This is a genomic window from Jeotgalibacillus sp. JSM ZJ347 (genome assembly GCF_044383825.1).
In the GTDB taxonomy this organism is placed as follows: Bacteria; Bacillota; Bacilli; order Bacillales; family Jeotgalibacillaceae; genus Jeotgalibacillus.
In genome coordinates this window covers 414,942-436,113 of sequence record NZ_JBISEN010000001.1, presented here as the reverse complement: position 1 = coordinate 436,113, position 21,172 = coordinate 414,942, and the positions used below count along the sequence as shown (strand labels likewise).

23 protein-coding genes are annotated in these 21,172 nt (G+C 42.1%); 8 read left to right on the top strand and 15 right to left on the bottom strand.

The features are described from left to right. The first annotated feature begins 21 nt into the window (after nucleotides 1-21). Both ACH6CZ_RS02200 and ACH6CZ_RS02195 read left to right on the top strand, forming a co-directional pair. A complete protein-coding gene (locus tag ACH6CZ_RS02200; RefSeq protein WP_374095792.1) occupies nucleotides 22-924 on the top strand; it encodes a hydroxymethylglutaryl-CoA lyase in 903 nt (300 codons plus the stop codon). Nucleotides 925-939: 15 nt separating this feature from the next. Next, entirely contained in the window at nucleotides 940-1,857 is a 918-nt protein-coding gene (locus ACH6CZ_RS02195; protein WP_374095791.1) for an alpha/beta hydrolase, read from the top strand. 33 nt (nucleotides 1,858-1,890) lie between these two features. Here ACH6CZ_RS02195 and ACH6CZ_RS02190 read toward each other — a convergent pair whose 3' ends face one another. Next, nucleotides 1,891-2,217, bottom strand: coding sequence for an iron-sulfur cluster biosynthesis family protein (locus ACH6CZ_RS02190; protein ID WP_374095790.1), 327 nt, complete (start codon nucleotides 2,215-2,217; stop codon nucleotides 1,891-1,893). 116 nt (nucleotides 2,218-2,333) lie between these two features. Between ACH6CZ_RS02190 and ACH6CZ_RS02185 the strand changes: the two genes are divergently transcribed. Next, nucleotides 2,334-2,549 carry a CDGSH iron-sulfur domain-containing protein gene (locus ACH6CZ_RS02185; RefSeq protein ID WP_374095789.1) on the top strand — a complete coding sequence of 72 codons (216 nt, stop codon included), beginning with the start codon at nucleotides 2,334-2,336 and terminating at the stop codon, nucleotides 2,547-2,549. Nucleotides 2,550-2,586: 37 nt separating this feature from the next. Here ACH6CZ_RS02185 and ACH6CZ_RS02180 read toward each other — a convergent pair whose 3' ends face one another. Beyond that, nucleotides 2,587-3,372, bottom strand: coding sequence for an SDR family NAD(P)-dependent oxidoreductase (locus ACH6CZ_RS02180; RefSeq protein WP_374095788.1), 786 nt, complete (start codon nucleotides 3,370-3,372; stop codon nucleotides 2,587-2,589). Further along, nucleotides 3,369-4,337 carry an MBL fold metallo-hydrolase gene (locus tag ACH6CZ_RS02175; protein ID WP_374095787.1) on the bottom strand — a complete coding sequence of 323 codons (969 nt, stop codon included), beginning with the start codon at nucleotides 4,335-4,337 and terminating at the stop codon, nucleotides 3,369-3,371. Before ACH6CZ_RS02175 ends, ACH6CZ_RS02180 begins: the two co-directional genes overlap by 4 nt. Before the next feature lie 382 nt (nucleotides 4,338-4,719). On the opposite strand from ACH6CZ_RS02175, the gene proC reads away from it, so the two are divergent. From proC to namA, 3 genes are all read left to right on the top strand, one after another. Then, nucleotides 4,720-5,532 (top strand): pyrroline-5-carboxylate reductase, encoded by an 813-nt coding sequence (proC, locus tag ACH6CZ_RS02170; protein ID WP_374095786.1) that lies wholly within the window; start codon nucleotides 4,720-4,722, stop codon nucleotides 5,530-5,532. A gap of 55 nt (nucleotides 5,533-5,587) precedes the next feature. After that, nucleotides 5,588-6,727, top strand: a complete 1,140-nt coding sequence (locus tag ACH6CZ_RS02165) for a glycosyltransferase family 2 protein (protein ID WP_374095785.1) — start codon at nucleotides 5,588-5,590, stop codon at nucleotides 6,725-6,727. Nucleotides 6,728-6,790: 63 nt separating this feature from the next. Continuing rightward, entirely contained in the window at nucleotides 6,791-7,813 is a 1,023-nt protein-coding gene (gene namA, locus ACH6CZ_RS02160; RefSeq protein ID WP_374095784.1) for an NADPH dehydrogenase NamA, read from the top strand. Nucleotides 7,814-7,855: 42 nt separating this feature from the next. Here namA and rnz read toward each other — a convergent pair whose 3' ends face one another. Beyond that, nucleotides 7,856-8,767 (bottom strand): ribonuclease Z, encoded by a 912-nt coding sequence (gene rnz / locus ACH6CZ_RS02155; protein WP_374095783.1) that lies wholly within the window; start codon nucleotides 8,765-8,767, stop codon nucleotides 7,856-7,858. 310 nt (nucleotides 8,768-9,077) lie between these two features. On the opposite strand from rnz, the gene zwf reads away from it, so the two are divergent. After that, the gene (zwf, locus tag ACH6CZ_RS02150; RefSeq protein WP_374095782.1) at nucleotides 9,078-10,571 is read left to right on the top strand and encodes a glucose-6-phosphate dehydrogenase; all 1,494 of its coding nucleotides are present in this window, start codon (nucleotides 9,078-9,080) and stop codon (nucleotides 10,569-10,571) included. A 31-nt stretch (nucleotides 10,572-10,602) separates the two neighbouring features. On the opposite strand, the gene ACH6CZ_RS02145 is transcribed toward zwf, so the two are convergent. The 7 genes from ACH6CZ_RS02145 to mce all read right to left on the bottom strand — a co-directional run bounded on the left by ACH6CZ_RS02145 (nucleotide 10,603) and on the right by mce (nucleotide 17,563). Continuing rightward, complete coding sequence (locus ACH6CZ_RS02145; RefSeq protein ID WP_374095781.1) at nucleotides 10,603-10,950, bottom strand: DoxX family protein; 348 nt, start codon at nucleotides 10,948-10,950, stop codon at nucleotides 10,603-10,605. Nucleotides 10,951-11,004: 54 nt separating this feature from the next. Further along, complete coding sequence (gndA, locus tag ACH6CZ_RS02140) at nucleotides 11,005-12,414, bottom strand: NADP-dependent phosphogluconate dehydrogenase (protein ID WP_374095780.1); 1,410 nt, start codon at nucleotides 12,412-12,414, stop codon at nucleotides 11,005-11,007. An 83-nt stretch (nucleotides 12,415-12,497) separates the two neighbouring features. Continuing rightward, nucleotides 12,498-13,724 (bottom strand): DNA polymerase IV, encoded by a 1,227-nt coding sequence (locus ACH6CZ_RS02135; protein WP_374095779.1) that lies wholly within the window; start codon nucleotides 13,722-13,724, stop codon nucleotides 12,498-12,500. A gap of 94 nt (nucleotides 13,725-13,818) precedes the next feature. Continuing rightward, the gene (locus tag ACH6CZ_RS02130) at nucleotides 13,819-14,298 is read right to left on the bottom strand and encodes a chemotaxis protein CheW (RefSeq protein WP_374095778.1); all 480 of its coding nucleotides are present in this window, start codon (nucleotides 14,296-14,298) and stop codon (nucleotides 13,819-13,821) included. A 123-nt stretch (nucleotides 14,299-14,421) separates the two neighbouring features. Further along, nucleotides 14,422-15,540, bottom strand: a complete 1,119-nt coding sequence (locus ACH6CZ_RS02125; RefSeq protein ID WP_374095777.1) for a M20/M25/M40 family metallo-hydrolase — start codon at nucleotides 15,538-15,540, stop codon at nucleotides 14,422-14,424. Between the two features lie 57 nt (nucleotides 15,541-15,597). Further along, nucleotides 15,598-17,148: an acyl-CoA carboxylase subunit beta gene (locus ACH6CZ_RS02120; RefSeq protein WP_374095776.1), complete on the bottom strand. Its 1,551-nt coding sequence runs from the start codon at nucleotides 17,146-17,148 to the stop codon at nucleotides 15,598-15,600. Then, on the bottom strand, nucleotides 17,141-17,563 hold the full coding sequence (mce, locus tag ACH6CZ_RS02115) for a methylmalonyl-CoA epimerase (protein WP_374095775.1): 423 nt from the start codon (nucleotides 17,561-17,563) through the stop codon (nucleotides 17,141-17,143). The genes ACH6CZ_RS02120 and mce overlap by 8 nt, the downstream gene beginning before the upstream one ends. A 126-nt stretch (nucleotides 17,564-17,689) precedes the next feature. Here mce and prli42 point away from each other — a divergent pair, with 126 nt between their 5' ends. Then, nucleotides 17,690-17,788 carry a stressosome-associated protein Prli42 gene (gene prli42 / locus ACH6CZ_RS02110; protein WP_152614722.1) on the top strand — a complete coding sequence of 33 codons (99 nt, stop codon included), beginning with the start codon at nucleotides 17,690-17,692 and terminating at the stop codon, nucleotides 17,786-17,788. A gap of 70 nt (nucleotides 17,789-17,858) precedes the next feature. Here prli42 and ACH6CZ_RS02105 read toward each other — a convergent pair whose 3' ends face one another. The 4 genes from ACH6CZ_RS02105 to ACH6CZ_RS02090 form a co-directional block, all read right to left on the bottom strand. Continuing rightward, nucleotides 17,859-18,833: an aromatic acid exporter family protein gene (locus ACH6CZ_RS02105; protein WP_374095774.1), complete on the bottom strand. Its 975-nt coding sequence runs from the start codon at nucleotides 18,831-18,833 to the stop codon at nucleotides 17,859-17,861. An 88-nt stretch (nucleotides 18,834-18,921) separates the two neighbouring features. Beyond that, the gene (locus ACH6CZ_RS02100) at nucleotides 18,922-19,644 is read right to left on the bottom strand and encodes an amino acid ABC transporter ATP-binding protein (RefSeq protein ID WP_374095773.1); all 723 of its coding nucleotides are present in this window, start codon (nucleotides 19,642-19,644) and stop codon (nucleotides 18,922-18,924) included. Beyond that, the gene (locus tag ACH6CZ_RS02095) at nucleotides 19,637-20,296 is read right to left on the bottom strand and encodes an amino acid ABC transporter permease (RefSeq protein ID WP_374095772.1); all 660 of its coding nucleotides are present in this window, start codon (nucleotides 20,294-20,296) and stop codon (nucleotides 19,637-19,639) included. Before ACH6CZ_RS02095 ends, ACH6CZ_RS02100 begins: the two co-directional genes overlap by 8 nt. Nucleotides 20,297-20,372: 76 nt before the next feature. Next, nucleotides 20,373-21,164, bottom strand: coding sequence for a transporter substrate-binding domain-containing protein (locus ACH6CZ_RS02090; protein ID WP_374095771.1), 792 nt, complete (start codon nucleotides 21,162-21,164; stop codon nucleotides 20,373-20,375). Nucleotides 21,165-21,172: the final 8 nt, after the last annotated feature.

Here is a 21,172-nt window from a genome sequence, read left to right as displayed (position 1 = left end):
CTTTTAAAGGAGATGGATCACTTGGAATTGCCGCAATCAGTCGAAATTATTGAAGTTGGACCGCGTGATGGATTACAAAATGAATCAAACTTCGTGCCGACTCAGGTAAAAAATGAATTTATCATTGCACTCTGGCGTGCCGGATTTAAAGAAATGGAAATCACCTCTTTTGTATCTCCAAAATGGGTCCCGCAAATGAAAGACGCAGCTGAAGTGATGCGCGTATCCGGGGATCACCAGGGTACCATTGTGCTGACGCCGAATAAGCGGGGCATTGATGCGGCTTTAGCATCCGGTGCAAAAGCCGTCGCAGTATTTATAGGTGTAAGCTCTTCTTTCAATCAGAAGAATATTAATAAAACGACTGAGGAAGCGTTAGATGGACTGCTTCCGCATATCCGGTCATTAAAAGAGGACGGAATTTTCGTCAGGGCATGTATTTCAACTGCCTTTCACTGTCCTTATGAAGGTGAAATCGCACCTGCTGATACACTTGCTTTATGCAGGGTCCTCTCTGATGCAGGTGTGGATGAGCTGAGTGTTGCTGATACAATCGGAAAAGCAACGCCGAAAGAATCTTTTTCACTTTTCACCCTGCTGAAAAAAGAACTCCCTGAAGTGTTAATGGCTGCCCATTTCCACGATACGCGAAAGATGGCGCTTGCAAATATTTATGCCTCTCTATGTGCTGGGATCACGAGATTTGATGCTTCTGCCGGCGGGCTTGGCGGCTGTCCTTTTGCACCAGGCGCAAGCGGAAACGCTGCAACAGAAGACGTTGTCTATATGCTCCACCGGATGGGAATTGATACAGGTGTTGACCTCAATCTGCTAAATGAAGCAATCAGAATCGTAGAACCGCATGTTTCACGCGAGCTTGATAGCTGGTATTATCAATCATATAAAGAGGAGCAATCATCATAGAAAGCAGGGATCCTGTTGAGAAAAAGAAGCATTGCAGCGTTATCAGCCGCTGCCGGAATCAGCGCATTCGGTGTGTATCTATCGAATAAAATTATGTTTATGAAACTGAAAGACCCTTCAGAAATCGAAGAAAGAGAACGTGAGGCCGGGTTTTATGATCCTGATAAATACCTTAAGCTTATAAAAAAAGAGGTGCGCATCCCTTCTCCTTCAGGTTACGACATTCATACTGTCTTTCTTGAACAGATGGCAGGTGCTCCTTATATGATTTTTTGTCATGGTGTGACTGAAACAAAGATTAATTCTCTTAAATATGTCCGGCTTTTTATGGAAAAAGGATTTAATGCCGTGATTTATGACCACCGGAGACATGGAGATTCCGGCGGTAAAAGTACGAGCTATGGACATTTTGAAAAAATTGATTTAAAAGCTGTTGTTGATTGTTTGATTGAAGAGGAAGGAGAAAGTGCAGTCTTTGGTATTCACGGTGAATCAATGGGTGCTGTCACAACTCTCTTATATGCCGGCAGCATTGAAGACCGCGCAGCCTTTTATATTGCGGACTGCCCTTTTTCTGACCTGACAGAGCAGTTGTCTTTTCTCATGACTAAATCTCAGCGCTCTGCACTGCTATCCAAAATGGCATTATCGCTTGCAGGCTCATTTATTTTTCTAAGAGACCGCTACATGATTAGAGGTGTATCACCTAAGGAGGCAGTCGGTCATATTAAAAAGCCTGTGCTGTTTATTCATAGCAGGCATGACAGCTTTATTCCATCTCATATGACTGAAATTCTGTATGAGCTCAAACAGGGTCCAAAAAGACTGTTTCTCCCTGAAGAAGGCGGACATGCCCAATCATACGCGGCAAACCCGGAAGCTTACAGTAAGGAAGTTGACCGCTTTCTTGAGGATTATTTTTACGCACGATAAAAACAGCGCCCAAACGACGAAGGGCGCTGCTTCTTATTTCACCATATTTTTAAAGTTCATTCTTCCATTGATCGTCTGACCGGGGCTTTTCAGCTGGAATGTACGTGCTGATTCAGCGTAATCGATCTTCAGATTTTTATCGTAAAAGACAGTTTTCGACGTTTCAATCAGTACCGGCCGGTCATTCGTTTCGATCAGCTCATCATCATCTTCTGCACTTTCCACATACCAGAGTATCGGCACACCGTTCAGTACACATCCTGTTCCCTCAGTATCATATTTCAGCTTTAAATAACCTGATTCAGACGTGATTTTTTCATTTATTTTTTCTGAAGCTGCTTTTGTAATCTCAATTTTCATCTAACCGCCTCCTGTTTCACCAGTATAGCATTTCATAGAGGCTTCTTCCGCTATCTTGCTTTTAGCAGACTTTTCAAGTAGCATCAATGGAGGAATACATAAATGGAGGGGTTCAGATGGAGAAAAAGGTGCAGATCAAAGTAATGGATAACGGTTCCCTGAAAGTAACCGGAGATGTTGAACTGGTGGATATGGATGGTAATCAGTTTCCTGTAAAACCGGTATTTTCTCTTTGCAGATGCGGTCGCTCTCAAAAAATGCCGTTTTGTGATGCTTCACATAAAGGGGTATTCGACTCGTGCGTTCGCGCTGAAAAAGTGCTTGATGAATAAATCACTTTAAAAAACTTCCTGGGTCGCCAGGAAGTTTTTATTTTTGATTAAATCCCTTCTTACCCAGCCGTTCAACCATGCCGGGTGCCAGAGAATAAGCCTTTGATGCAGCATTCATCCAGCCTGGAAGATTGATTTCGCGCTTATCAGAGTAAAAAGCATCTACTGTTTTCGTTGCAACAACACGCGGTGACAGCATAAACCGTTTTACACTCGAGGCGTAGCGGCCACTTGTATCAGCTGTGTCAAAAAAATCAGTTTCAATTGGTCCGGGATTAATGGCAGTCACAAACACATGATCTTCAGCGAGTTCCATCCTTAGGCTGTTCGAAAATCCCAGAACTGCATGTTTGGCTGCTGAATACACTGAAGATTTTGGAGTGGCAAGCTTCCCGGCCTGAGACGCAATATTCACAATATGACCACCGGTTTTCATATAAGGCAATACCGCTTTACTCATCATCATCAATGCGATCACATTCACATTAATCATTGAACTGATGATATCATCCGGCGTGTCTTCAAGCTTTTCAAACAGCCCGAAACCCGCATTGTTGACTAAGATATCCATTCCTTCTGCTTCCTTCAGAACAGAAGCAGCAAACATGGGAATACTTTCAATTTTATTTAAGTCAAACGGCCGGATCAGAATGCGTCCGGATCCAAACTGACGGCATCTTTCTCCTGTCTGGATCAGCTTCTGCTCATTCCTCGCAGTAAGAATCAGGTCAGCTCCTCTCCTTGCAGACTCCTCAGCAATCGCTCTTCCAAGACCGCCTGAAGCACCTGTGATCCAGACTTTTTTCCCTGTTAGATCCTTCATAGTTTAACCCCGCTTTCAGCACGGTATATAATGGCTTCTCCATCAAGATCTGCAGCTTTGATTTCTCCGTGAAATATCAGATAATCAAGTTGGTCCACTGTTTCTGACAGTGTCAGTCCGAGCTGCTTTTTATAGATTTTTGGGAAAAGCTGTTTACAGATTTCAAATGCAGTTGTTTCTTTTTGTTGAAGCAGGGATTTGACGTACATGGCTCTCTCTTCCTGCTTTTGTAACCTTTTTTTAATTAATTCAGAAGCGTTGTATACGGGCTCCCCATGACCGGGATACACAATTGATGGCTCAAGTGAAGCCATCTTTTTAAGTGATTCGTTGTACTGAATCTGTGGCAGTGGTCTTGGCTGATTAATACCAAAAGGCGGTTCAATCAGCGGATTTGAAGAAATATGCTGGATCAGCAGGTCACCACCAATGACAGAATCATTCTCAGAAATAAGTGAAATATGCCCCTGGGAATGTCCGTGTGACTCCATTACGCGCCACCCTTCCTGACCCGGAATCATATCTCCTTCTGACAAATAAGAATCGATTCCCCTTCTTCCCATCGCATTTAAAGGCTCTTTCATTTTATCAATCAGAACCATATAGTGTTCAGGCAGCCCTGACTGCTTAAAAAACTCTGTATAAAAGAAATCATGCAAGTGAATGAATGAATCGTTTCTTGTGAGAAAACGTTCACTATCACGATGAGCAAGCAGTGTGGCACTGCTGAAAAATTCAGTTAATCCGGCATGGTCCGGATGATGATGGGTCAGGACCACCTGATCAATATCTTGTGGTCTAAGCCCCGCTTCCTTCAGCTTCGCAGTCAAAACCTCTTTTCCTTCTGCAGTATCGGGGCCGGTATCAACTAGTGTTACCGCATCACCAATTAATAAGTAAGTGTGCACATCTCCCACAGCAAATGGCGTAGGTATTGTGAGCTGATGGATAACCGGATCGTTCATTCTTTTTTACCTCCTGAAATGAATAACTATTCACTTTTTTACTAGTGTAGCCTTTTTCCTCCGGTTTGTTAAGTAAAAGAAAATATCTCTTGACAAACTTTTATAAACTGAGCATAATCTCAGTTAATATATAAAATCGATGACAAGGAATAGTAAGCGTGCAAAGAGGCTTTAGAGAGCAGAATTCAAAGGCTGAAAGATTCTGCAGTCCCCCTTCCGCTGAACCTGCCCTTGGAGTGACATAAACCTGTCCGCGGAGCCTGCGTTAGTGTGCTTAAATGAGTGTGCGGAGCAGTCTGCAAATTAAGGTGGTACCACGGAAGAACCCTTTCGTCCTTTTACAGGAGGAAGGGTTTTTTCTATTTACAAGGAGGAGTGCTCAATGAAAATTGTCTTTATTGGTGCAGGATCGATGGCAGAAGCGATGATTAAAGGAATGAAAAACGCTGACACATTTAGCAACGATGAGCTTTGGGTAACGAATAAAAATGACAGTAATAGACTGCAGCTGCTGACAGAAAAATACGGGGTAAAAAGCAGTTATGATTTGAACAGCTTATTGGCAGATGCTGATGTCTTAATTTTAGCAGTCAAACCAAAGGATGCCAGTGAAGCATTGTATGCCATTAAGCCACATTATAACGGACAGCTGCTCATCTCCGTACTTGCAGGACTTTCAATCGGCTTTATAGAAAGCATCATTGGGAAAGCACCCATTGCACGGGCAATGCCTAACACTTCCGCTATGATCGGTCAGTCTGCAACAGGACTTTCTTTCAGTGAAGGCATTTTCAGCACTCATCAGTCAACAGCAAACGCCATTTTTTCTGCAATCGGATCTGTCACTCATGTAGAAGAAGCCCGTCTTGATCTGGTAACCGGGCTATCCGGGAGCGGTCCGGCTTACATCTATTATATTGTGGAAGCAATGGAAAAAGCGGCATCAGAACTTGGAGAGGATGCAATGCCTTTTATTATTCAGACATTAAAAGGTGCAGCCCAGATGCTTGAAACCTCTGAACACTCACCTGAGGAATTAAGAAAAGCAATTACAAGCGAAGGCGGTACCACAGAAGCCGGGATCGCACAGCTTGAGTATCACCACGTTAAAGATGCATTTGCAGAATGTATTAAAGAAGCAACGGATCATTCTGAAAGGCTGCGTAGACAATTCGAGCAGGCACATAACATTTAAAAGTTGCAGCTGCTGCCTGCAGTTATGTACGATGATCAAAAAGGAGCTGTAGCATATGCTTTTTACCCTGCTGACACTTACGGCTCTGTTCTGGATGATTATTGCAATTGATACGTACCGGGGTCTCTCTGCACTGTATGCCCTTGAAAAAGAAGCCCCTGTGCTCCCTGCAGGTAAAATCAGTGTCATTGTCCCCGCAAGAAATGAAGAAGGTCATATCATTAAAAGTATCAGCTCACAGCTAAAACAGACTTACAGGGACGCTGAATGGATTCTCATCAATGACCGGTCAACTGATCAGACCGGTCAGCAGATGGAAAAGCTTGCAGAAGAAGACCATAGAGTCCGGGTGATTCATATTGACAAACTGCCACAGGGCTGGCTTGGAAAGAATTACGCATTGCACCGCGGCGCTGCTGCAGCTGCCGGAGACGTTTATTTATTTACTGATGCAGACGTTTTATACGAACCTGATCTATTATCAAAAGCGGCAGGATATATGAAACGGCTGCAAATTGATCATTTGACTGTCTCTCCGGATCTTCAGTCAAACAGTTTCCTTCTAAAGGGATTTGTCGCATTTTTCTTATTCGGATTCTCTTATTACAAACGGCCATGGTCGGCCAATCGGGACGGGTCCAAAAGCGGTATGGGCATTGGCGCTTTTAATATGATTACGAAGATTGCCTATCAAAAGATCGGCGGTCATAAAGCGATCAGACTCCGTCCGGATGACGACCTTCAATTGGGAATGCTTGTTAAAAAGTACGGGTTACACCAGAGAATGGCAACCGCAAAATCAATGCTGAAGGTTGAATGGTATCCAAGTGTTAAAGAAGCGTTAAAAGGTCTTGAGAAAAACGCTTTTGCCGGGCTGCATTACAGTTACCTGTTCACTTTCGCCGCTATGGCGGGTGTATTTGTTTCTCAGGTACTTCCCTTTATTTTGATATTCAGTCCTGACCCAAATACCTCAGCAATGGCCTGGGTCTCGATCGGAGCGATTATGGCAGTATATATTCCAATTACCAGAAGGCTCACATCGTATTCGAGCTTGCATGCATTACTATTTCCGATTTCAGCCATGCTCTTTATTACTGCTGTAATTAGAGCTGCTATGCTGACGATGGTTAGAGGCGGTGTAAAGTGGCGCGGAACAATCTACCCTATAAAAGATTTGAAAAAAAAGAGCTGAAAATTCAGCTCTTTTTTCAGTGGTGTTATACTGGAATGGAATGTAAATACAGGAGGTCTATAAATGAGTACAGCTTTATTCTCGCCTTATCAGGTTAAAAACGTAACATTAAAAAACAGAATCGTTATGGCACCGATGTGCATGTATTCCTGCTACAACCAGGATGGAATTGTGACCAACTTTCATAAGGTGCATTATGCCTCACGAGCGGCAGGACAAACCGGTTTAATTATGCTTGAGGCAACATCCGTAACACCCCAGGGCAGAATCTCTAATGAAGATCTCGGTATCTGGAGTGATGAACATATCGCAGGATTAAAAGAACTGACGGATCTGATTAAAGAAAACGGTGCAAAAACCGCTATTCAGCTGGCACATGCGGGCAGAAAATCAATGACTGACGGATCAATTATTGCCCCTTCAGCGATTGCTTTTAATGAAAAAATGAAACAGCCGGAGGAAATGACTCAAAATCAGATACACGAAACAGTCCTCGCCTTCAAGGATGGTGCCAGAAGAGCCAGAGATGCAGGCTTTGATATTATTGAACTTCACGCGGCACACGGGTATTTAATTAACGAATTTTTATCACCTCTGTCAAACCACCGCACAGATGAATACGGCGGTTCGGAGGAAAACCGTTACAGATTTTTAAAGGAAATCATCGATGAGGTAGTTGATGTGTGGAATGGTCCATTATTCGTCAGAGTATCAGCAAGTGACTGGCACGAAGAAGGGCTTACGCCAGAGGATTATGCTACATATGCGAAATGGATGAAAGATCAGGGTGTGGATTTAATTGATGTCAGCTCCGGAGCTATTGTTCCCGCTCCTATACATGCATATCCGGGCTATCAGGTTCCAATGGCTGAGACGATTAAACATAAAGGGAATATTGATACCGGCGCGGTCGGATTAATTACGAACGGTTTGCAGGCTGAGGAAATTCTGCAAAATAAACGTGCGGATCTGATTTTTATCGCACGGGAACTGTTAAGAGACCCATACTGGGCAAGAAGTGCTGCACTTGAGCTGAATACTTCAATTGAACCGCTTGAGCAATACAAGCGCGGATGGGTATTTTAAGCAGGCAGCCCGCTGATGAAAATCATCATCAGCGGGCTTTTTTTATATTTCTTCTTCAAGCAGATCATATGCAATGAAACTGTCAGGGAAAATCTCCCTGGCCTGGCTCAGCAGCTCTTTTTCTTTTCCTTCAGCATATCTGGCACTGATATGCGTCAGCCAGAGCGACTTTACGCCGGCAGACCGTGCAACTTCTGCTGCCTGACCCGCAGTTGAATGATAGTAGTCATAAGCCATTTCTTCATTCTCAGAACCAAACGTCGCTTCATGTACTAATAGATCTGCATTTTTCGCAAGTTCAACTGCAGCATCACACTTTCTAGTATCGCCGGCGATTGCAATCACTTTTCCTTTTACAGGTGCTTCAATGAATTCTTTTCCGTTAATAAACTGTCCTTCCCATTCAATTGTTTCACCATTTTTCAGCCTTTTATAAACCGGGCCCGGACTGATCCCTATTTCCTGCAGTCTTTCTGAATTCAGCCTGCCTGGTCTGTCCTTCTCCCGGATTCTGTATCCATATGAAGGAATTACATGTTCAAGCTTTTTGACTGATACGGTAAAGTCTTCTTCATCAATCACAGCGCCGTCTTCTATTTCTATAATCTCAAGGTTATATTTTAAATACGTCCTGCTTACTTTGAGTGAAGTACTGATAAAGTCTTTAATTCCTTCCGGTCCATACACCGTAAGCGGCTCTGATCCCCCCTGAAAGGAACGACTGCCAAGAAAACCGGGGAGACCAAAAATGTGATCACCGTGTAAATGCGTTAAGAAGATTTTTTTCACTCTTCTTGGTTTAATCGTTGTGTGCAGTATTTGGTGCTGGGTTGCTTCTCCGCAGTCAAACAGCCAGATGTCACCCTGCTTATTGATCTGCTTTAGGGCAAATGAAGAAACATTCCGTTCTTTTCCGGGGACGCCTGCTCCGGTACCTAGAAAATGCAATCGCATAATCATCCTCCTTAATTAAAAGCTTAAGGCGCTTGATCAGCTGTGACAAGCATAAGTCACTGAACGAAAAAAGGTGAACTTTCTCTTTATCGTTCAGTGACTTATGACTCGGACTGCTGGCACCTGAAGCTGGATAAAGTATCAATCAATTCAAAAAATAATTCGTGTTTGTTGCTGAAGCCAGTCAAATTGTTACGCCTGTATGTTCAAGTTCTGCGTAAAGGTTGCATCTCTTAGTAACCCGCTATACAATTTAGATATTGTATTTCCGGCAAACTGCCGAATTGAATATAAAAGTGAGGTCCTGAAAGTGAAACAGACATCTACACCACCAACATTAATTATGATTTTTGGCGCAACCGGAGACCTTGCTAAACGCAAATTGTACCCTTCATTATATCAGCTTTATCTGAAGGGAAGTTTAGAAAAACAATTTGCCGTGCTTGGAATCGGTCGACGTGAATGGTCTAACGAGCAATTTACACAGCACATTCGCGATTCGTTAAAAAAAGCTTCAAACAATCATGACGAGATCGAGTCATTTATTGAGCATTGTGTTTACGAATCACATGATGTGGAAGACTCCTCATCATACATAAATCTTAAACATAAAGCGAATGAATTAGATGAAAAGTTTGATCTTAAAGGCAACAGAATTTTTTATCTGGCAATGGCACCTGAATTTTTCGGTACGATTACAGATCATCTGAAAGCAGATGGACTGACGGATAACGGCGGATTCTGCAGATTGGTGATCGAAAAGCCGTTTGGTCATAACCTGCCGTCAGCTAACGCATTAAACGACCAGATCAGACAATCATTCCCTGAAGAATCAATTTACCGTATTGACCATTACCTTGGTAAAGAAATGGTTCAGAATATTGAAGTGATCCGGTTTGCAAATGCTTTATTTGAACCGCTCTGGAACAGCCGGTTTATTTCAAACATCCAGATTACTTCATCTGAGGTGCTGGGCGTTGAAGAGCGTGGAAGATATTACGAAAAAAGTGGCGCCCTGAGAGATATGGTTCAAAACCATATGCTGCAAATGGTTGCGCTTCTTGCAATGGAGCCGCCAATCAGTCTGAGCACTGATGAAATCAGAAGTGAAAAGGTACGTGTATTACGCGCACTCCGTCCGGTTGAAGGCGAGGAAGTAGATGACTATTTCGTCAGAGGGCAATACGGACCGGACCATAAGGGTGAGCAAAAAGGCTACCGTGAAAATGCAAATGTAGACAGTGCTTCCAACACAGAAACGTATGTTGCCGGAAAAGTGATGATCGACAACTTCCGCTGGGCAGGCGTCCCGTTTTATATCCGTACAGGAAAAAGTATGGCTGTAAAGTCTACAAAAATCGTGGTTCAGTTCAAGGATATCCCGATGAATCTTTATTATAACAAAGAACATTCTCTTGACCCTAACCTTCTTGTCATTCATATTCAGCCGGATGAAGGGATCACGCTTCATCTAAATGCCAAGAAAACGACACAGGGGATTGATACTGACAGTGTAAAACTCAGCTATTCAGCAAGCAGTATAGACGGCATTAATACGCCTGAAGCATATGAAAAGCTGCTTCTTGACTGTATTCTCGGTGATGCAACGAACTTTACACACTGGGATGAAGTCAGACACTCATGGAGTTTTGTAGATAAGATCTCAGAACACTGGGAAAAAACGAAGGATCAGACGTTCCCTAATTACTTTGCAGGATCAATGGGGCCTGCAAGAAGTGACTGGCTCCTTGAACAGGACGGCTTTGAATGGTGGCCGATCGGTGAGCTTGACGTAGAAGAATAGGCAATAAAAAAGTAAGGCGGGTTCTTCCGCCTTACTTTTTTGATATATTCCATGCCCACTTTATCAGCGGGATTTGAAATAATACCCTTCCCCATAGTGCAGCAGGCATTCTTTTACCCGCGATCTTAACGTTCTTCTGAGCCATATAAATATTCGCCGGCCAGACTGCTATCAGAAAGTATGCCAGTCCTTTGCCGGCATATTTTGTACCCTTGTTTAAGGCCAGCATCGCTCCAAGTATGACTTCAATCACACCGGTTAGATAAACAATGGCTTTTTTAAACGGTAGAATGGGAGGAACAATCTTCCTAAAATTCCTCTCTTTAAAGAAATGCATGATCCCTGCATATAACACAATTGCACCATATAACCTTCTCATATCAGCTCTCCATTCTATAATACCCGCCTCTCAAACTTGAGAGGCGGGTATATGTTATTCCATCCATTCAGTGTGGAATGTACCTTCTTTATCAACACGTTCGTACGTATGTGCACCAAAGTAATCCCGTTGAGCCTGAATCAGGTTAGCAGGGAGTACTGCTGTACGGTAGCTGTCATAATAAGATAGCGCTGTAGAGAATCCTGGAACAGGAATACCGTTTTTAACTGCCAGTGCAATGACATCACGCAGTGAACTCTGATAGTTCTCAACGATCTCTTTAAAGTAATCATCAAGCATCAGGTTCATCAGTTTTGGATCTCTGTCATAGGCTTCTTTAATTTTTTGAAGGAACTGCGCACGGATAATACATCCGCCGCGGAAGATCATTGCAATTTCACCGAATTTCAGATCCCAGTTATATTCTTCAGAAGCGGCTCTCATTTGTGCAAAGCCCTGTGCATATGAAGCAATCTTTGACATGTAAAGTGCTCGTCTGATCGCTTCTACCCACTCCTTTTTATCTTCTTCAGGCAACTGAGGTGTCGGTCCATTTAACAATTCACTTGCTTTTACACGTTCATCTTTAAGTGCTGAAATGAATCTTGCAAATACAGATTCAGTGATGATTGGCAGTGGTGTACCAAGATCGAGCGCACTCTGGCTTGTCCATTTACCTGTTCCTTTTTGTCCTGCTTTATCCAGGATCACATCTACCATTGGTTTGCCTGTTTCTTCATCATATTTCTTGAAGATATCTGCAGTAATTTCAATCAGGTAGCTGTCAAGTTCACCCTTGTTCCATTCAGAGAATACTTCATGCAGCGCTTCTGCGTCTAATCCAAGTACCTGCTTCATCAGGAAGTAAGACTCCGCAATCAGCTGCATATCAGCATATTCAATTCCGTTATGCACCATTTTCACGTAGTGTCCAGCACCATCAGGACCAATATAAGTGCTGCAGGCTTCTCCGTTTACTTTGGCAGAAATTTCGTTGAAAATCGGTGCTACAAGGTCATATGCTTCTTTCTGTCCGCCAGGCATAATTGAAGGACCTGTAAGCGCGCCTTCTTCACCGCCTGATACGCCTGTTCCGATAAAGTGAACACCATATTCACTTAATTCTTTATTACGGCGGATAGTATCACGATAGAACGTGTTACCTCCATCGATCAGGATATCACCTTTATCAAGAAGTGGCAGCAGACCTGAAATTGTTGCATCAGTTGCAGGACCCGCTTTAACCATTAACATGATTTTTCTTGGTGTTTCAAGAGAATCCACGAACTCTTCAAGACTGTATGTACCGTGGATCTGTTTTCCTTCAGATTCTTTTAACATATCATCAACTTTTTCAGAAGATCGGTTATATACAGCAACTGAAAAACCTCTGCTTTCTATATTCCATGCAAGGTTTTTACCCATTACCGCCAAACCAACAACGCCAAACTGGTGTTTTGACATAATCAACTTCCTTTCTATATTCGTTCTCCCTTTGATCCTAAACTATTGTATCATTAAACGCGAAAAAATCTAATCATGACCCTTTAATTATGGTCATCTAAAAAGTCTTTACTGAAACTCGTTTCGGCATTCTGATGGTTTTTTGAGCTTTTCAAACCCCTTGTCAGGATGCCCTTTCCGTGTTTTTCTTCAAGTTCTCTCATTACCTTTTCCACCGGTTCATATTTTACGTCATCTTCATATGAAAACAGGTTAATTTGTTTATAAGCATGACTTTTATCAGCCAGATCCTGAACAGTTACGCCAAGAAGCCTGACCGGTGTGCCGTTCCAGTGTTTAAGGAAAAGAGATTTAGCGTGTTCAGATATATGTGACTGTTCATATAATGGATGGCTGAGTGTCAGACTGCGTGTAATCGTATTTCTATTTTTAAAGCGTATCATCACCTGAAGACCATAGCCTAGCATTTGTTTGGACTTCAGACGTTCACTCACTTTAACAGAAAGCTGATCAATGATTTTCAGTAATTCTTTCTGATTCGTTAAGTCTCGCGGTAAAGTGGTAGAGTTCCCTACACTTTTAAAGTCATAGACACTTTCAGGATCAACGATTCTCTGATCTATCCCGCACGCTCTGTTTTTAAGTTTCAGTCCATTAATACCTAACAGTGATTTTAATTGAATATCATCTGCTTTCGCGAGGTCCCCGATCTTACTGATTGATAAAGATTCCAACTTTTCTGCGGTTTTCTCTCCGACACCGTGCATGTCCCTGATTGGAAGAGGCCATAATTTCTCAGCAATTTCTCTTTTCCGTATGACTGTGATCCCCATCGGTTTTTTCATATCTGAAGCCATTTTCGAAAGAAATTTATTCGGTGAAACCCCGATACTGCATGGAAGGTCCAGTTCTCTTAACACACGATCCTGGATTTCTTTTATTAGTTCAACCGGATTACCTTCAAGGTCTGTTATATCCATATACCCTTCATCAATTGAAACAGGTTCCACAAGCTCTGTGTAGCTTCTTAAAATATCAAACATTGCTTTAGAAGCTTGTCTATATTTCGTGAAATCCGGTCTCAGAACGATTAGTTCAGGGCACAGTTTGAGTGCTTCATGGACCTGCATGGTCGTTTTAACACCTTTACTCCGTGCTTCATAACTGCATGTCACAACAATGCCTCTGCGTTCTTCAGGGTTACCGGCAATCGCGATCGGCTTTCCCTTCAGTTCAGGCTGATGAGCAGCTTCAACAGAAGCATAAAAGCTGTTCATATCAATATGAAGAATGATTTTGCCCTTACTCATCAACTCAGTCCTTTCAGTCCCTCTTCTCAGATTTTACATGAAAATTACATAAAAAAAAATGTTCCTGAATAAAGGAACATTGGGGTGACCGGTATTAAACTGGTTCTGTCGTTTTTACCCGGACCATATAATCTTTGATTTCTTTCATACCTTCAAGATTTTCAGTCAGTACTTCAGGGTCAATGATTGTAATAAGACGATCTTCAAGTTGTGCAACACTTGTAAAGTATTCCGTATTTTTGTATGCAGCAAGACCAATTTCTTTCAGCTGGGCTGAAGGAATATCTATAATTTCTTTTGCATCTTTTACTCTGATGGCGATTGACAGCTGCTCTGTTTTCACGACAAGCATTTTTGATTCTCCCGCGATCAAAGGTCTGTTGTAAAGAATCTGCTCAAAATCAAGCACTGGGACCAGTTCCCCTCGTACTTCAGTTATCCCGGGCATAAAATCAGGCAGGTGCGGAACAGCATTCACTTTCTCTTCTTTTTCAATCGAAACGACTTCCTGAATGGAAATTGCATATTCTTCATTCCCACATGTGAAAACTACAGCTTTTAATCCCTCGTCCATAAGATTACCCCCTTTAATAAGTGTTACTAATGTACCATAAAAGAACATGATCTTCCAGCACTATTTAGTTTACATAATAATATTATAGTTTATTAAAATAAAAAAGCGGGGAATCCCGCTTTTTTACTTGTTGCTTTCAATGACAATCTGTGTGAGTAATTCACTCAGTTTAACCAGTTCTTCAACCGGCATACGCTCATTTGTAGTATGAATCTCTTCATATCCTACTGCGAGGTTTACAGTTGGTACACCCATACCTGCGATCACATTTGCATCACTTCCGCCACCGCTAGTCAGGAGTTCAGAATTTCTGCCGATTGCTGAAGCTGCACGTTTTGCAAGCTGCACGACATGGTCATCTTCATTGAACTTGAAGCCCGGGTACATCACCTGAATGTCTACTTCTGCTCTGCCACCCATTTCTTCAGCAGCATCTTCAAATGCTTTTTTCATTGCCGCTGCCTGCTTTTCCATTTTTTCCGGTACTAGCGATCTTGCTTCAGCTAATACATCAACCCGGTCACATACAATATTCGTTGCGCTGCCACCTTCAAAGCGGCCGATGTTTGCTGTTGTTTCCTCATCAAGACGGCCAAGTTCCATATTGGCAATCGCTTTTGAAGCGATTGTAATCGCTGATACACCTTTTTCAGGAGCTACTCCGGCATGAGCTGTTTTACCATGAATCACCGCTTTTACTTTAGCCTGCGTCGGAGCAGCTACAATAATATTACCAACCTGTCCGTCACTGTCTACTGCATAACCATATTTCGCTTTTACAAAGGATGGATCAAGCGCCTTTGCGCCAACGAGACCGGATTCTTCACCGGCAGTAATAATAAACTGAATATCCCCGTGCTGAATATTCTGTTCTTTTAACTGATGAATCATTTCGATCATGGCTGCAATACCTGCTTTATCATCCGCTCCAAGAATGGTTGAGCCGTCAGAGTAAATATAGCCGTCTTCTTTTATAACAGGATCAATCCCCTTACCAGGCGTTACTGTATCCATATGGGAAGTAAAATAAATCGTATCTGCTGACTCATCTTGTCCCTTGAGTGTGATGATCAGGTTGTTTGCCCCGTGACCAGTTTCTTTCATACTGTCATCTTCCTGAATCTCACAGCCAAGTTCTGTAAAGATTTTTTTCAGCACTTCTGAAATTTCAGCTTCATGTTTTGTTTCCGAATCTACTTTTACTAATTCAATAAACTGATTAACCACTCGATCTTTATTCATCCTAAAACCTCCACAAATGTTTGCTGAGCCTCAAGTATAACGAAGAATCCACGTTAATTACAGCGGTATGTTCCCATGCTTTTTCTTTGGACGTTCCTCATGTTTATTCCGCATCATTTCAAGCCCCTGAATCAGCTTAATTCTCGTCTCTCTCGGGTCAATGACATCATCAACCATTCCTCTTGATGCTGCAACGAAAGGATTGGCAAATTTTTCACGGTATTCTTCGATTTTTCTGGCACGCATTGTTTCGGGATCATCACTATTTGCAATTTCTTTCGCAAAAATAATATTGGCTGCCCCCTGAGGACCCATCACTGCTATTTCAGCATTCGGCCATGCAAAGACTAAGTCTGCTCCAATTGATTTACTATTAAGTGCTACGTAAGCTCCGCCATATGCTTTGCGCAAGATCACTGTCATTTTAGGAACGGTTGCCTCAGAGTACGCATAAAGAATTTTCGCACCGTGTCTGATAATTCCGCCGTGTTCCTGTTTGATACCAGGGAAAAATCCGGTAACATCTTCAAACGTGATAATTGGAATATTGAATGAATCACAAAAACGGATAAATCTTGATGCTTTATCACTTGAGTCGATATCAAGGCCACCTGCCATTACTTTCGGCTGGTTGCAGACAAGTCCGACTGTCTCACCCTTAATTCTTGCAAAACCAACGACAATATTACGCGCGAACTCCTTTTGCACTTCCATAAATGAACCTTTATCAACAACATGATCCAACACCAGGCGTACATCATATGGACGAAGCGGATCAAATGGAATGGCATCAGCGAGGTCAGGTCTGTCATCTGATTCTTCAGGAATGTCAGTTACCGGAGGCTGTTCTTCATTAGACTGCGGTAAATAACTGAGCAGCTGTCTGACCTGCTCAAGCGTTTCCTGCTCGGTTTCAGCGCGGAAATGAGCATTACCGCTGATTGCATTATGTATTTTTGATCCTCCAAGATCTTCTGAAGAAATCTTTTCACCCGTCACTGTCTCAATGACTTTCGGTCCGGTTATAAACATCTGACTTGTCTTATCCACCATAAACACAAAGTCTGTGATTGCAGGTGAATAAACAGCGCCTCCTGCACACGGTCCCATAATAACTGAAATCTGAGGCATGACGCCTGAATAGATTGAATTTCGGTAGAAAATCTGACCGTAACCATCCAGAGAGACAACGCCTTCCTGAATACGCGCGCCGCCGGAATCATTCAACCCGATAAACGGAGCTCTGTTTTTGGCAGCAAGATCCATCACATTTGCAATTTTTGCTGCATGCATCTCTCCAAGTGCGCCTCCAAATACAGTGAAATCCTGTGAAAATAGATAGATCGGACGGCCATTCACTTTTCCATATCCGGTTACAACACCGTCTCCTGGTCCTTTTTGAGCCTCCATACCAAAATCCCCGCATCTGTGTTCAATAAAAGGATTTAATTCTACAAATGAACCTTCATCTACAAGCAGATTAATTCTTTCCCTTGCAGTCAGCTTTCCCTTTTCGTGCTGTTTATCAATTCGTTCGTCTCCGCCACCAAGCTCGATTTCTCTTCTTCTATCATATAATTCATTAATTTTTTCGAACATATCACTCATGATTGTCGCCTCCGTCATAAGAATGGTCACAAAGCTCATATAAAACACCATGCGCCTGTTTAGGATGTAAGAAAGCGACCTGTGCACCGCCGGCACCAGGTTTTGATTTTTCTGATGTGAATGTAAGACCTTTTGTTGTTAATTCGTCCATTCTTACATCTATATTTTCAACACCAAAAGCCACGTGATGAATTCCTTCCCCTTTTTTCTCAATAAATTTGGCAATCGGAGATTCCGCGGTCAGGGGCTCAAGCAATTCAATTTTAATATTACCGGCATCTAAAAATGCAACCTTGACCCCTTGAGCGTCAACAGTTTCCTGCTTCATTAAAGTAAGCGCTAACATTTCCGTGTAAAAAGGAAGTGCTTCATCAATCGATTTTACCGCAACACCAATGTGATCTGTTTTTTTCATATGAATGCTCCTTTCAAACGACTACTTTTCTATTGTACCGATATCAGCTGAAGTTGACCACTACTTGCGTCAGATTAAGGTTCAGTGTACAATTAAACCACTATGCTGTAAAAGGAGCGAATCATTTTGCGCAACCGCAAATTCAGAACTTTTATCGTTTACCTGATGATTTTTGCGATGCTTGCTTCAACGCTTGCGATCGGACTATCTATGGTTGTTTTCTAAATGGAATGATTTTAATAACGCTAAATGTAAAGCAGTACCTCACTTTTAAATTTGATGAGGTACTGCTTTTTTAGTCTGCTACCTGTCTTCTGGATAAAGGAATGCCTCTGAATGACTGCTTAATCTGAAGATACTCTTCCATTTCACGAATGAACTGAAACAGTGCAGCTCTCGTTTCAAATTCCTCCCGTTCCTTTGGCATTGGCATGCTTTCAATCATCAGCTTCATATCATAGAGCTTTTTCAGATACAGCACGGCTGTATTACCGGGGTGAATATGAGTACTCAGATCTTCTACAAATTCTGCAATCATTTCTCTTTGTTCCACTTCTGAATTCAGGCTGCGAAGAAGCGGGAGCATTCTTTTAATCAGGACAAATTGCTTTTCTCTCATTGTAAAGTATAAATAGTAGAGATTTTCATTACGCAGAAAATGGTTTTCAACGTCCTGAAAAGCAATCGTTTTTCCTTCTTTTATTAAGCTTTCTGTTTCATTTAACAGATTTTCATTCCATTCTGTATGTGTGTCTCTTAAATAAGATGACATCTGCTCAAAAATTTCTTTGAACTGCTCTTCAAGCTGAGACTGCATTTGGGCCATCCTGCTCTCTACGCTTGGCATGTATAAGTTCATGACGAGTGCTGTAATCACACCGATTGTCAGCAGCATTAACTCATTGCCGATGAGTGATAAGGTGATATCATTACTGGTATAAAGGTGAAGAATAATGACACTGCTGGTCACAATACCTTCTTTAATCTTCAATGCAACAGCTGTAGGAATAAAAAATAAAATTAACAGGCCAATCGTAATCGGATGAAAAGCGATTCCTTCAAAAAATAAATACGAAAACACCATTGCAATTAGACAGGCAACAACCCTGCTCCATGAAGCCTTAATCGATTTTCTTTTTGTGTTTTGAATACATAAGATCGTGATGATCCCTGCAGATGCAAAATTTGCAAGGCCGAGCATGCTGGCAATGCCAATAGCGACTGCAGTGCCGGCAGCAGTTTTGATTGTGCGGTACCCTATACGAAACATTTTTTCTCCCTTTCTGGCTCAAATATGCTGTAATAATAGACAAGAAACCCAAAGTATATCAATACTTTGGGTTAGATCACATATGGTATTATAACACTTTTTGCAGGAAGTTTTGTGCACGCTCTGTAGCAGGTGCGCTGAAAAATTCTTTAGGATCGGCCTGTTCTACAAGCATGCCTTCATCCATAAAAATAACTCTGTCAGCCACTTCGCGGGCAAAGCCCATTTCATGTGTAACGATCATCATCGTCATTCCTGTAACGGCAAGTGATTTCATCACATCAAGAACTTCTTTTACCATTTCAGGATCAAGAGCTGAAGTAGGTTCATCAAAAAGCATCACATTTGGCTCCATCGCAAGCGCTCTGGCAATCGCAACACGCTGTTTTTGGCCTCCTGATAATCTGTTAGGGTATTCATCCGCTTTATCTGACAGTCCAACTTTAGCGAGCAGTTCCCTGCCCAATTTGTCAGCATCAGATTTACTTGTACCTTTTACTTTAAGTGGCGCATAAGTTACGTTTTCAAGCACTGTCATGTGCGGGAACAGGTGAAAGTGCTGAAATACCATTCCCACCTCTGATCTCAGCTTTTGAGGATTGAATTTTTTACTCGTGATCTCATCCTCGCCAATGACAATTTTTCCTGCTGTCGGCTCTTCAAGCAGGTTCAAGCATCTCAGAAAAGTAGATTTCCCGGATCCTGAAGGACCTATCACGACAACTACTTCCCCTTCTTTAATTTCTGCATCTATATTTTTTAAGACTTCAAGATCACCAAATGATTTATATAATCCTTCTACTTTAATCACTTCTTCTCATTCTCCCTTCAACCCATTTACCGGCAAACGTCAGAACAAGTACCATTACATAATAGATGAGCCCGGCAAATAAAAGCGGCTCGAGGAACGAAAACTTGTCACTTCCAACGATATAAGCTCTTCTCATAATATCAGTTACACCGATGACTGTCACAATTGCTGATTCCTTTGTCAGGGTGATAAATTCATTCATTAATGCAGGCAGAATATTTTTCATTCCTTGCGGTAAAATGATGTCTTTCATCATCTTATTATAAGGTACGCCAAGGGCCATGGCTGCTTCACGCTGTCCTTTGTCAACAGCCTGGATCCCCGCACGGATAATTTCTGAGATATAAGCAGCCGAGTTCAGTCCGAATGATAAAATTGCAGCTGTATAGGCTTCAATCTGTACACCAAATAACTGCGGAGATGCATAGTAGATGATCATCAGTTGCAGTACAAGTGGTGTCCCTCTGAAGATTGAAGTATAGCCATCAGCAAACCACCTTAAAAATGAAATCCTGCCGATTTTAAATAAAGATAATAGTATTCCAATTGCAAAACCGAGTAACCCTGCGATCAGGACAATCTGTAATGTAACCCAGATTCCCTGCAGGATATAAGGCATTGAAGGAATAATCTGTTCAAAATTCATATCCATTCCTCCTGAAAAATTTACGTGTATGAGTGAAAAAGAAAAGAGTGCTTTTTTAAAGCAGCACTCTCTTTAAATCAAATTATTCAGATGCTTCGCCGCCGAACCATTTTTCTGCAAGCTTTTCAAGTTCACCTGATTCTTCAAGATCAGCCAGCACTTCATTGAACTGGTCTGTCCATTCACTTTCAAGCGGGAGTGCAATCGCAGAACCTGCTTCCTGCTCTTCAACTTCAATCGTCTCTCCTGAAAGTTCTTCGTTATTATTTAAGTAACCCTCAGCTACTGTGTTTTCAACAATTATTGCGTCAAAACGTTCATTAATAACATCCTGCATCAATTCAGGTATGCGATTTCTCGTTTCGACAGTGATGTCCATTTCTTCAGCCAGTCCGTCTACATATTCCTGCTGAATCGAGCCAAGCTGAACGCCGACTGTTTTCCCGTCAAGGTCTTCAGGTGAAGTAATGTCACTGCCATCAAGCGAAATAATCATATCCTGTGCCACATAATAAATATCAGTGAATTCGACGTTTTCTTTTCTTTCTTCAGTCGGTGTCATTGCAGCAAGTACAAAGTCAACCTGCTCATTCTGAAGCGCTGTGATCAGCCCGCTGAACTCCATATCCTGAATCGTGAACTCAAATCCAAGCTCATCTGCGATCAGATTTGCAAGGTCAACGTCATAACCGATAATTTCATCTCCATTTGCTGTATCTACATATTCAAAAGGTCGATAATCAGCAGAAGTTCCCATCACTAATTGTGGTGTATCCTCTGAAGAGCCTGACTGACCTGACTGCTCCTCCTCTGAACCACATGCTGATAAAATTAACGCCCCTGCCAGTGCTGAAGTAAATAATGTCTTTTTCATTGCAATTC

Bases quoted from the DNA above. Each gene is read 5' to 3' on its own strand.
- ACH6CZ_RS02190 (WP_374095790.1), bottom strand. From the start codon at position 2,217: ATGAAAATTGAGATTACAAAAGCAGCTTCAGAAAAAATAAATGAAAAA.
- ACH6CZ_RS02185 (WP_374095789.1), top strand. From the start codon at position 2,334: ATGGAGAAAAAGGTGCAGATCAAAGTAATGGATAACGGTTCCCTGAAA.
- ACH6CZ_RS02180 (WP_374095788.1), bottom strand. From the start codon at position 3,372: ATGAAGGATCTAACAGGGAAAAAAGTCTGGATCACAGGTGCTTCAGGC.
- ACH6CZ_RS02175 (WP_374095787.1), bottom strand. From the start codon at position 4,337: ATGAACGATCCGGTTATCCATCAGCTCACAATACCTACGCCATTTGCT.
- proC (WP_374095786.1), top strand. From the start codon at position 4,720: ATGAAAATTGTCTTTATTGGTGCAGGATCGATGGCAGAAGCGATGATT.
- ACH6CZ_RS02165 (WP_374095785.1), top strand. From the start codon at position 5,588: ATGCTTTTTACCCTGCTGACACTTACGGCTCTGTTCTGGATGATTATT.
- namA (WP_374095784.1), top strand. From the start codon at position 6,791: ATGAGTACAGCTTTATTCTCGCCTTATCAGGTTAAAAACGTAACATTA.
- rnz (WP_374095783.1), bottom strand. From the start codon at position 8,767: ATGCGATTGCATTTTCTAGGTACCGGAGCAGGCGTCCCCGGAAAAGAA.
- ACH6CZ_RS02145 (WP_374095781.1), bottom strand. From the start codon at position 10,950: ATGAGAAGGTTATATGGTGCAATTGTGTTATATGCAGGGATCATGCAT.
- gndA (WP_374095780.1), bottom strand. From the start codon at position 12,414: ATGTCAAAACACCAGTTTGGCGTTGTTGGTTTGGCGGTAATGGGTAAA.
- ACH6CZ_RS02135 (WP_374095779.1), bottom strand. From the start codon at position 13,724: ATGAGTAAGGGCAAAATCATTCTTCATATTGATATGAACAGCTTTTAT.
- ACH6CZ_RS02130 (WP_374095778.1), bottom strand. From the start codon at position 14,298: ATGGACGAGGGATTAAAAGCTGTAGTTTTCACATGTGGGAATGAAGAA.
- ACH6CZ_RS02125 (WP_374095777.1), bottom strand. From the start codon at position 15,540: ATGAATAAAGATCGAGTGGTTAATCAGTTTATTGAATTAGTAAAAGTA.
- ACH6CZ_RS02120 (WP_374095776.1), bottom strand. From the start codon at position 17,148: ATGAGTGATATGTTCGAAAAAATTAATGAATTATATGATAGAAGAAGA.
- mce (WP_374095775.1), bottom strand. From the start codon at position 17,563: ATGAAAAAAACAGATCACATTGGTGTTGCGGTAAAATCGATTGATGAA.
- ACH6CZ_RS02105 (WP_374095774.1), bottom strand. From the start codon at position 18,833: ATGTTTCGTATAGGGTACCGCACAATCAAAACTGCTGCCGGCACTGCA.
- ACH6CZ_RS02095 (WP_374095772.1), bottom strand. From the start codon at position 20,296: ATGGATATGAATTTTGAACAGATTATTCCTTCAATGCCTTATATCCTG.
- ACH6CZ_RS02090 (WP_374095771.1), bottom strand. From the start codon at position 21,164: ATGAAAAAGACATTATTTACTTCAGCACTGGCAGGGGCGTTAATTTTA.